General features: G+C 62.1%; 8 protein-coding genes, 1 tRNA gene and 1 pseudogene. 5 read left to right on the plus strand and 5 right to left on the minus strand.

Annotated elements, in window-relative coordinates; translation table 11 throughout:
- The first annotated feature begins 2 nt into the window (after positions 1–2).
- Positions 3–686 (plus strand): DsbA family oxidoreductase, encoded by a 684-nt coding sequence (locus NKG99_RS14250; protein ID WP_352868535.1) that lies wholly within the window; start codon positions 3–5, stop codon positions 684–686.
- Positions 687–723: 37 nt separating this feature from the next.
- Here NKG99_RS14250 and NKG99_RS14255 read toward each other — a convergent pair whose 3' ends face one another.
- Positions 724–1,170, minus strand: a complete 447-nt coding sequence (locus tag NKG99_RS14255; protein WP_352868538.1) for a hypothetical protein — start codon at positions 1,168–1,170, stop codon at positions 724–726.
- Positions 1,171–1,771: 601 nt separating this feature from the next.
- Here NKG99_RS14255 and NKG99_RS14260 point away from each other — a divergent pair.
- Together NKG99_RS14260 and NKG99_RS14265 are read left to right on the plus strand one after the other, a co-directional pair.
- Positions 1,772–3,658, plus strand: a complete 1,887-nt coding sequence (locus NKG99_RS14260) for an ABC transporter ATP-binding protein/permease (RefSeq protein ID WP_352868541.1) — start codon at positions 1,772–1,774, stop codon at positions 3,656–3,658.
- A gap of 53 nt (positions 3,659–3,711) precedes the next feature.
- Positions 3,712–3,933: pseudogene (locus tag NKG99_RS14265) on the plus strand (magnesium transporter); the annotation flags it as partial.
- Positions 3,934–4,173: 240 nt separating this feature from the next.
- On the opposite strand, the gene gor reads toward NKG99_RS14265, so the two are convergent.
- The 3 genes from gor to rpiA all read right to left on the minus strand — a co-directional run bounded on the left by gor (position 4,174) and on the right by rpiA (position 6,961).
- Positions 4,174–5,565 carry a glutathione-disulfide reductase gene (gor, locus tag NKG99_RS14270; protein ID WP_352868543.1) on the minus strand — a complete coding sequence of 464 codons (1,392 nt, stop codon included), beginning with the start codon at positions 5,563–5,565 and terminating at the stop codon, positions 4,174–4,176.
- A gap of 114 nt (positions 5,566–5,679) precedes the next feature.
- Positions 5,680–6,243, minus strand: a complete 564-nt coding sequence (locus NKG99_RS14275) for a DUF2059 domain-containing protein (RefSeq protein ID WP_352868545.1) — start codon at positions 6,241–6,243, stop codon at positions 5,680–5,682.
- Positions 6,230–6,961, minus strand: coding sequence for a ribose-5-phosphate isomerase RpiA (gene rpiA, locus NKG99_RS14280; protein ID WP_352868548.1), 732 nt, complete (start codon positions 6,959–6,961; stop codon positions 6,230–6,232). Before rpiA ends, NKG99_RS14275 begins: the two co-directional genes overlap by 14 nt.
- Before the next feature lie 386 nt (positions 6,962–7,347).
- Here rpiA and NKG99_RS14285 point away from each other — a divergent pair, with 386 nt between their 5' ends.
- Positions 7,348–8,031: a phosphoglycolate phosphatase gene (locus tag NKG99_RS14285; protein ID WP_352868550.1), complete on the plus strand. Its 684-nt coding sequence runs from the start codon at positions 7,348–7,350 to the stop codon at positions 8,029–8,031.
- Between the two features lie 368 nt (positions 8,032–8,399).
- A tRNA-Val gene (locus NKG99_RS14290) sits at positions 8,400–8,474 on the plus strand.
- A gap of 274 nt (positions 8,475–8,748) precedes the next feature.
- Here the strand turns inward: NKG99_RS14290 and NKG99_RS14295 are convergent.
- Entirely contained in the window at positions 8,749–9,102 is a 354-nt protein-coding gene (locus tag NKG99_RS14295) for a hypothetical protein (RefSeq protein WP_352868553.1), read from the minus strand.
- Between the last annotated feature and the right edge of the window lie 167 nt (positions 9,103–9,269).

The following is a 9,269-nucleotide window of genomic DNA, read 5'->3' on the forward strand; positions in this document are numbered from 1 at the left end:
AGATGAGCGAACCGAACGCCATCACCGTCGATGTGGTGTCCGACGTCGTCTGCCCATGGTGCTTCATCGGTCAGAAGCGGCTCGACAAGGCAGTCGCCGCTGTCGGCGGCGATGTCGACGTGAATATTCGCTGGCGGCCGTTCCAGCTCGATCCGACCATTCCGCCGCAAGGCAAGGATCGCCACGAATACATGCTGGCCAAATTCGGCAGCGACGACCGTATCCGCGAGATTCATGCCCGCATCGAGCCGCTCGGCGAAGCCGAAGGCATCTCCTTCGCCTTCGACGCCATCAAGGTGGCGCCTAACACATTGGATGCGCACCGCCTGATCCGCTGGGCCGGTGCCGCCGGCGAGGCTGTGCAGAACAGGCTTGTACGCCGGCTGTTCCAGCTGAATTTCGAGGAAGGCGCCAACATCGGCGACCATGCCGTGTTGACCGAAGCCGCGCGCGAGGCCGGCATGGACGCGTCCGTTGTTGCCGCGCTTTTGCCGACCGACGCCGATGTCGAGGCGGTTCGCAGCGAGATCGCCACCGCGTCGCGCATGGGCATAACAGGCGTGCCGTGTTTCCTGCTCGAAGACAAATACGCGGTCATGGGCGCACAGGATGCCGATACCCTGGCCGATGCCATTCGTCAGGTGGCGGCTGCCAAGGCGCGTGGCGAATTGGAAAAGGTCGGCTGAGGCCGGCCGCCCTCTCCTTTCCCGACAAGAGCAAGTCTTACTTCACCGTCACCTTGGCCTTGCTGATAAAAAAGCCATGGCCGTTCGTGGCCGTGCAGGTCAGTCCCTTGGCTGACGATTGGCACGAGAACGGCCCCGCGCTCCAACTGTTGCCGTAGCCAAGCTTGGTGACAACGCCGCAGCAACCCTGCTCGCCCGGGTTCTTGATCAGCGTGGCCGGCCCGTTCGGACCGAGGATGATGGTGACATAGCTCGGCTCGACTCGCGAGCAGCTTAGCTCCGGGCCGCCATCCTGCGGCTGATAGGTGCTGGTGCCGCCTTTCGCCGTGTAGATGCAGCCGATGTTGCCGGACGGCGTGTTGAACTCGATCTGGCCTTCGGCGCTTGCCGGGATGCTCTGCGAGGCGGCATGCGCCGGAGATACCCAGGCGAAGAGAGGCAGCCCGGCGAAGAGGGACAGGATTGCGGCCACGCGTGCAAGCATTGGAACTTCCTTGTCGGAGAACGGGACATGCATGAGTGTCGACAATGCCCGGCAAGGTTCAATCCCGAACGGATGATTTGTCAAATGCAGTTCCCCAGCTGACTCGACAAGACGGACCGCGCCTCTCGGACGATTTCCGGTCACTTCCTGCCTCAGGCAAGGATGATGACCGCATGCCCGGCGAGATCATCAGCGGCAAATTTTCGGGTGCTCGGGTCAGCCCGCGGTGAGAAAATCGATCGGTCCGTATGATTTCGAGTTCACAAAACCGTGTGAATGCCTTCCCTAGGGGAAGCTGCGCCAATGGCATGACTCTGTAGATCAAGCATTTGAAATTAATAACGATATCCTGATTTTTGCCGGCCGTTGCCGCCATATTTCCGCATGTAATCTGTTGCCTCATGGCAACGGCTGGCGAGGCAATCTGGTCGGCCGGGTTTTAAATTAATGGAAAATGATCAATTGGTGTTACCATCCGTAACAAAAGAAAAAAGGTTTGGGCGGGATCGTGATTCGGGTCGGTAGACCATCGCAAGAGTCAGTACCGGAAAAAACACCTCGCGATGCCGCAGGGCAATCGCTTCTGACGCCGGTATCGTCGATGCGCAGCTTCTGGGGCCTGATGCGGGCCTACTGGGTCTCGGACCGCTGGAAGGAAGCCTGGACCCTGACGCTGGTGATCGCGCTGCTCACGGCGCTGTCCAGCAAGGCCGGTGTCTGGTTTGCAGAAGCCTCCGGCGAGCTGGTCAACTCGATCGCCTTCTTCCACGACGCCGCCAACACCACGCCGCTTCGCTCGCTGCTGGTCAATGCCGGCATCTTGGTGTTGCTGGTCGTGCTCAAGGATGCGGGTTTCACCGGCATACGCAGCCTCGTCTCAGCGACGTTGCATCGCAAATGGCGCGGCTGGCTGGACAGCCGCTTCAACGAAGCGCTGCTCGACACCAATCATACGCATTTCCACGCCCAGCATGGCTCGTCCGGCAATGCCGCTCCCGACAACATCGATCAGCGCGTCCAGGAATCGATCAAGGACATGACCGGCGGCGCCATTGGCCTTGCCATGGGCGTCCTGGGTGTTGCCACATCGCTTTATTTCGTCGGCCAGAAATTGCTTGAAAACTCGGCGGAGGTGAAAGGGCTGGAATTCCTCGGCAGCTACGGCAGCGCGGTTCTGGCTTTCCTGGCGGTCGCCACCTACGTGCCGCTTAACACTTGGATCGCGGTCAAACTGGGTCGTCTGCTGGAACGGCTCAATGTCAGGATGCAGCAATCCGAAGGCAGCTATCGTGGCGAGCTGACCACTTTCCTGCGTCGCAGCTTTCATGTCGCGGCCTCGCAAGGCGAGGATGTGCAGAAGACGATGCACAGTCGACTTTATGTCGACATCGACCGCACTTGGGCGCGGCTGAATATCGTCAATACAGGCTACAATTCGTTCGAGCTGATCTACAATTTCATTGGTGCCCGCATTGTCGCCTATGGACCTGGCCTGGTGCCGTTCATCCACAACGGTTTCGATCTCAAGGGCTACATAACCGGCTCCGAGCTGGTCAATTCGCTGATCAGTCAATGCTCCTGGTTCATCCACGTCATGCCGAACATCGCCACGCTGCGCGCCAACAGCCAGCGTGTCACCGAGCTGGCGAATGCGATCGAGAACGTCCAGCATCCGCAGGAGTTCTACAGCCAGACCGGTCGCTCCGACTTCAACTATGCCAGCCAGAACCCGGTGTTCGGCCTTACCATCCAGAAACTCGAACTGGCCCATCAGGGCGAGGATGCCACGCCCTTCCTCAGCGCCGCCAATTTGCGCTTCCGGCGCGGCGAATGGACGTTCCTGAAAGGCGAATCCGGTTGCGGCAAGACCTCGCTGATCAAGGCCATCAACGGCCTGTGGCCCTACGGCCGCGGCACCATCGTCTTCCCGGAAGGCGTCAAGAGTTTCTTTGCCGCCCAGGAGGTCAAGCTGCAGCCGGTGTCGCTGAAACAGCTGGTCTGCCTGCCCGGCTCGGAGCACGACCATGGTGATGCGCAGGTCGCGTCGGCGCTGCACAAGGCCGGCCTTGGCGACTTTATCGAGCACATGACCGACGAAAGCCGCGAAGGCAAAAGCTGGGATCAGGTCCTGTCGGGCGGCCAGAAACAGAAGCTGGTGGTGGCCCGCATCGTGCTGCAGCAGCCGGGGCTGCTGTTCCTCGACGAAGCCACCGGCGCGCTCGACCCCGATGGCAAGGTTGCCTTCCACCAGGCCATCAAGGACAACTGCCCCGATGTCACGGTGATCAGCGTCATGCACGAGGCGGTGGCGCCGCGGTCGATGACCGGCAGCGAATTCTATCACAGCATCGTCGCCATCGCCGACGGTGTCGCTACCAAGAAGCCGCTGGTTCCGACCCTGCCCGTCGAGCTCACCACCATTCTTGCGCAGCCGAGGCCGGTCGAGGACAAATGGCTGCGTTTCTCGCGCCGGCTGAAGCAGAAGTAACGACGCTGCGACCCGCAGCCGGCCGTGATTTGCCGCTGCCGTCGATCACAGATGGCCCGCATTGGCCGCTGATCGCCACCATGGTCGGCACGGCACTGGTCGGTATCGTCACCTTCGGCTCGCTGTCGGGATCGATGCTGCCGTTCGCCTTGAAGCGCATCGGCTTCGATCCGGCCAGCGCATCGGCTCCGTTCGTCGCCACGCTGGTCGATGTCACCGGGCTGGTGATCTATTTCTCGGTGGCGCTGGTGATCCTGCGCGGCACGCTGCTGTAGCAGCCAGTGTTGGACAACGACAATCGCACAAGGATTGTTGCGGAGAGGACCCCCACCCTAACCCTCCCCACAAGGGGGAGGGAACGCTGCCGCGCTCTCTTGAAGCTGAGACGCAAGCGACATGCCAAGGATCGGCACCTACGGAAGTCTCCCTCCCCCTTGTGGGGAGGGTTAGGGGTGGGGGTATTCGTAGGGCGCCAGCATGGCGTTCCTAAATGCGACTGCTGCGGGTTTTGCCCGTCAATCCACCCGCTCGCCGTCCTTCACGCGATAGGTCGGCTTGTACATGGTGACCAGTTCTTCCGCCGCTGTCGGGTGCACCGCCATCGTGCGGTCGAAATCATCCTTGGTCAGGCCGGCCTTCAGCGGGATGGCGAGAAGCTGCGCCATCTCGCCGGCATCCGGCCCCAATATGTGGGCGCCGAGCACTTTCTTCGACGCGCCATCGACCACCAGCTTCATCAGCATCTTCTCGTCGCGTCCGGACAGCGTGTGCCGCATCGGCCGGAACGTGGCGCGGTAGATTTCGATGTCGGGGAAGCGTTTGACGGCATCGTCCTCCGACAGGCCGACGGTGCCGATCTCCGGCTGCGAAAAGACCGCCGTGGCGATCGTCTCATGGTCGGGCGCGGTCGGATTTCCCTTGAAGGCGGTCTCGATGAAACACATCGCCTCGTGGATCGCCACCGGCGTCAGTTGTACGCGGTTGGTGACGTCGCCGATCGCCCAGATGTTGTCGATGTTGGTGCGCGAGTATTTGTCTACGGCGATCGCGCCGGTCTTGGTCATCTCCATGCCGATGCCTTCCAGGCCCATATTCTCGGTGTTGGGGACGCGGCCGATGGCCAGCATCACCTGGTCGACCGTCAGCACCTTGCCGCTGATGAGAACTGCGTCGAGCCGGCCGTCCGGCCGCTTGCGCACCAATTCGGACACGGAATGGCAGAGGATTTTTATCCCCTTCTTTTCCATCGTCTCGTGCAGCATGCGCCGCAGGTCCATGTCGAAACGGCTGAGGATCTCCTTGCCGCGATAGACCAGCGTGGTGTCGACGCCGAGACCGTGGAAGATGTTGGCGAACTCGACGGCGATGTAGCCGCCGCCCTCGATCATGATCGCCTTGGGCAGCTCCTTGAGGTCGAAGGCCTCATTGGAAAAGATGCAATGTTCGTGGCCGGGCAGCGCCGGATGCGGCGCCGGTCGGCCGCCGGTCGCGATCAGGATCTGGTCGGCGGTGACGGTGCGATCCTCGCCGAGAAGATGCACAACATGCGGATCGACTATCATGGCGCGCGAGTGAAAGGCGTCACCGCCGGCGCCCTCGACGTTTCTCTGGTAGATCGCCTCCAGCCGGCTGATCTCGCGATCCTTGTTGGCGACCAGCGTCTGCCAGTCGAAACTGGCTTCCGGCACCGTCCAGCCATAGCCGGCCGCGTCGGCGAAATGCTCCGGAAATTGCGAGGCATAGACGTAGAGCTTTTTCGGCACGCAGCCCCTGATAACGCAGGTGCCGCCATAGCGGTATTCCTCGGCGATGCCGACGCGCTTGCCGAGTGCGGCCGCCACGCGCGCCGCCCGCACCCCGCCGGAGCCGCCGCCGATGACGAAAAGATCGTAGTCATAACCGGCCATGACGGCTCCTTGAGCTTCAGAAAATTGAGAGACAGGTAGGCTGCAAAGCGTCAAAAGAAAAGCCCGGACAAGCCGGGCTTCGGGATGGCCGCAAGGCCGTTTTGAAATGCGGGATCAGTTGTTGTCCGCGGGCGCGGCGCCATCCGCCGGGGCGGCTGGCGCTGCCGGTGCCTTTGCCTTGGCGGCGGCGGCCAGCGTTTCGCCGACCTGCTGCGCGAGATCGCGGCCGAGGCCGTTCTGCCAGATGTCGGCGGCCTTGACCAGGTCGCGGGTCACCGTCGGGCCGCTGTCGAGCAGCTTCTTGCCCGAATCGGAATTGTAGAAGGCGGCGATATCGGTCAGTTCCTTTTCGGAGAACACTTTTGCGTAGGCGAGCGCTGCTTCCTTCTCGAGGTCGGCGCGGCGCGAAGCCAGCGCCAGCGCCTTCTCGCTGATGGTCTTGCCGATCAGCTCCTGCATGTCCGGGTTCTTCTGGATGAGCTGCGACTCGAGCGCGGCTGCCGCCTGCGGCAGGATGTTGTCGAACGGGTCGGTCGCGTGGATCGCCGCCACCGCCGCGCGGGCGGCCTTCAGGTGCGATTCCGTGACATCCTGGGAAAACGCCGGCGAAGAGAAGGCGAAAACGGCGGCGGCGGCCAGAAGGACGGAAAGGCTGCGAACCCGGTTATGCAACGTCATGATCGGTAGAACTCCCTGGTTTTCGGGCGGCATGGACGGTTTGGATACCGTCGCCGCCGGCTATGATGGCCGCTGACGCCAGCCCGATGAAAAGACCGTGCTCGACCACGCCCGGAATGGCGTGGAGAGCATTCGAAAGCGCTCTTGTATCCGGAATGCGGCCAAAAGATGCATCGAGGATAAAATGGCCGCCGTCTGTAACAAAAGCCTGCCCCCTCGTCATCCTCAATATGACCGGACCGGAAAGGCCGAGCTTTTCAGCCGCCGCGCCAATCGCGATTTCGGTTGCGCGCAGCCCGAACGGGTTGACTTCGATCGGCAGGGGAAAACGGCCGAGTGTGGCGACCATCTTCGACCGGTCGGCGATGACGATCATGCGCTGGGACGCCGCGGCGACGATCTTCTCGCGCAGCAGTGCGCCGCCGCCGCCCTTGATCAAGGTCAGCTCCGGGTCGACTTCGTCGGCACCGTCGATGGTGAGATCGAGCTCGGGCGTTTCCTCCAGCGTCGACAGCGGCACGCCGAGCTCGCGGCAGAGCAACGCGGTGCGCTCCGAAGTCGGCACACCGATGACGGTCATGCCGGTGGCAACCTTGTCGGAAAGCAGCCGCACGAACTCTTCCGCCGTGGTGCCGGTGCCGATCCCGAGCCGCATGCCGTCGCTCACATGGGCAAGTGCCGCCCGTGCGGCTTCGACCTTCAATTGCCTTGCATCCATGCCGCTTGCTGCCCCGAAACCTGACGTTTCGGGCTCGTAGCATCTTTGCCGGTCTGGTCAAAGCCCCTGGCCGCTGCGTCCCCTGGGTGACACGCGACATCCCATCGATGTTGTGGATGCGCTGCCAGTGGGCGATGCACGGGTGACACGCAATAGGAATTATTTCCTCTGTCTCGTTGACCCGGTGACGGCAGGCGTGCTACATATTTGCCCATGGTGCTGATTTGCGCCGACAACCCGCCGCCGTGGCGGGTTTTCCATTTCTGGCGCGCCTCGTATGCCCAGCCCGATGGGGCTGCCTGAACGAGCTGGCTCAGGTGACCTTGCCTTGACGCGCCGCAGCCGCTATCGCCTGCCCATTGCACAAACTTGGCCCAGGACAGACCATGACCCGCCCGATCATCGTGTTCGACCTCGACGGTACGCTGATCGATACGGCGCCGGACCTGCTCGACAGCCTGAACCACAGCCTTGCCGCCAGCGACATCGCGGCGGTCGACGAAGCCGGCTTCAGGCGTTTTGTCGGCCATGGCGGCCGCGTGATGATCGAACGCGCGCATGCGGCCCATCAGCGATCGCTTGATGTCGAGGAGCACGACCGGCTGCTGAAACTCTTCCTCGACCACTACACGATCAACATCCCCGGCAAGTCGCGCCCCTATCCCGGCGTCATCGAGGCGATCGCGCGCTTCGAGAACGCCGGCTATCTCCTGGCCATCTGCACCAACAAATACGAAGCCAACTCGCTGGCTTTGATCGAGGCGCTCGGCCTGACCAGGCATTTCGCGGCGATCGCCGGACAGGACACGTTCGCCTTCCGCAAGCCCGACCCGCGTCATTTGATCGAGACCATCAAGCTCGCCGGCGGCGACCCGCATCGCGCGCTGATGGTCGGCGATTCGCAAACCGACATCGACACCGCAAAAGCCGCCGGCATTCCGGTGGTGGCGGTCGATTTCGGCTACACCGACCGCCACGTGCGCGAATTCGAGCCCTCGGCGGTGATCTCGCATTTCGACGCGCTGACGCTTGATCTGGCGCAGAGGCTGATTGCCGCCGCCGGACAGTGAGGGGGAAGCGGCCAAGGCAATCGCAAAGGGGCAAAGGCGTGCGCCCTACGAATACCCCCACCCCTAACCCCTCCCCACAAGGGGGAGGGAGATCCCGTCGGCGCTGATCTCAGCAAAATTGCCGACGTTTTGACCGCAAAGATGAAGAGCGCGCGGCAGCTTCCCTCCCCCTTGTGGGGAGGGGTTAGGGCGGGGGTTCTTCTTCGCAAGAATCCATATGCAATTGCCTTGGGGAAGCGACCGGCGTCTTGTCGGAGACAGGGCCGAGGGGGCCATAAATCGATCCTCACCGGAATGCCGGACACCGCCTTGACTTCCCGCACCCGCCTCCCTTATATCGCGGCTCGCTTGGCCTTCGGGCAACGAGCGGGCGATTAGCTCAGCGGGAGAGCACACCCTTCACACGGGTGGGGTCGCAGGTTCAATCCCTGCATCGCCCACCAAAATCCGTACGGCAGTCGATTTGCGGCCGCAGTGAACGCTGCCTCATTGATCAGGTTATCTTCCTCAAATACCGCTCTAATTCAGATTTGGGGATTAACGTGCAGGCCCCCGGATTGCTCGCACGCAGTTTGCCTTCGCCAAACAATGTTCATCAGTTTGGCGCAGGCCTTCCGATCAAGATGTCGATAACTTAACGGCGTGCCCGACCCGCTTGTCGCCATGGTGGCAAAGTCGGCGATGTCTGGTTGTGGAGATGCGCCGGTCGAGCCGCGATCAGCGCTTCATCGAGTGCAGGATGGCCTGCATGTGCTCTTCCAGGTCGAGTTCACCCCGAGCCTCGGCGGTCAACAGGTAATCGGCCTTGGCCCGGCGGTCGCCTCGGCTGATCGCAGGATAGGAGCAGATGGCCAGCAATGCTTCCTGTTCAATCCGGTCTGCCGTCTTGCGTTCGTGGCTGCTACTGCCCGCTTGATGAACAACCCTGAGAAGCCCGACATAGGTGGCTTCATGGGCTCCGATCAGCGCCCGCAATTCGGGTGAGGCATCTTCCCCTTCAGCAAACGTCGGTTCAATGACCGAGGCCACGGCGGTGAACGCAAGAAGTGTACGGCGGGTGACTTCGGGCATGCCTCATATCCCTGCTGTCTGATCATGCAGGCACACCATAGCACCGGCGCAACGGTTCGGAGAGAGGCTCTGGGACGCGACCCAGGGCAATCGGGTGAGTTAACGCGTGACAAGGGGTTTAGGAGCTGAATCTGTCGAGAGCATCTGATTCTTTGGAGGATGCTTTG

Origin of the sequence: Mesorhizobium sp. M1409, from assembly GCF_040317535.1 — a bacterium.
GTDB lineage: Bacteria > Pseudomonadota > Alphaproteobacteria > Rhizobiales > Rhizobiaceae > Mesorhizobium.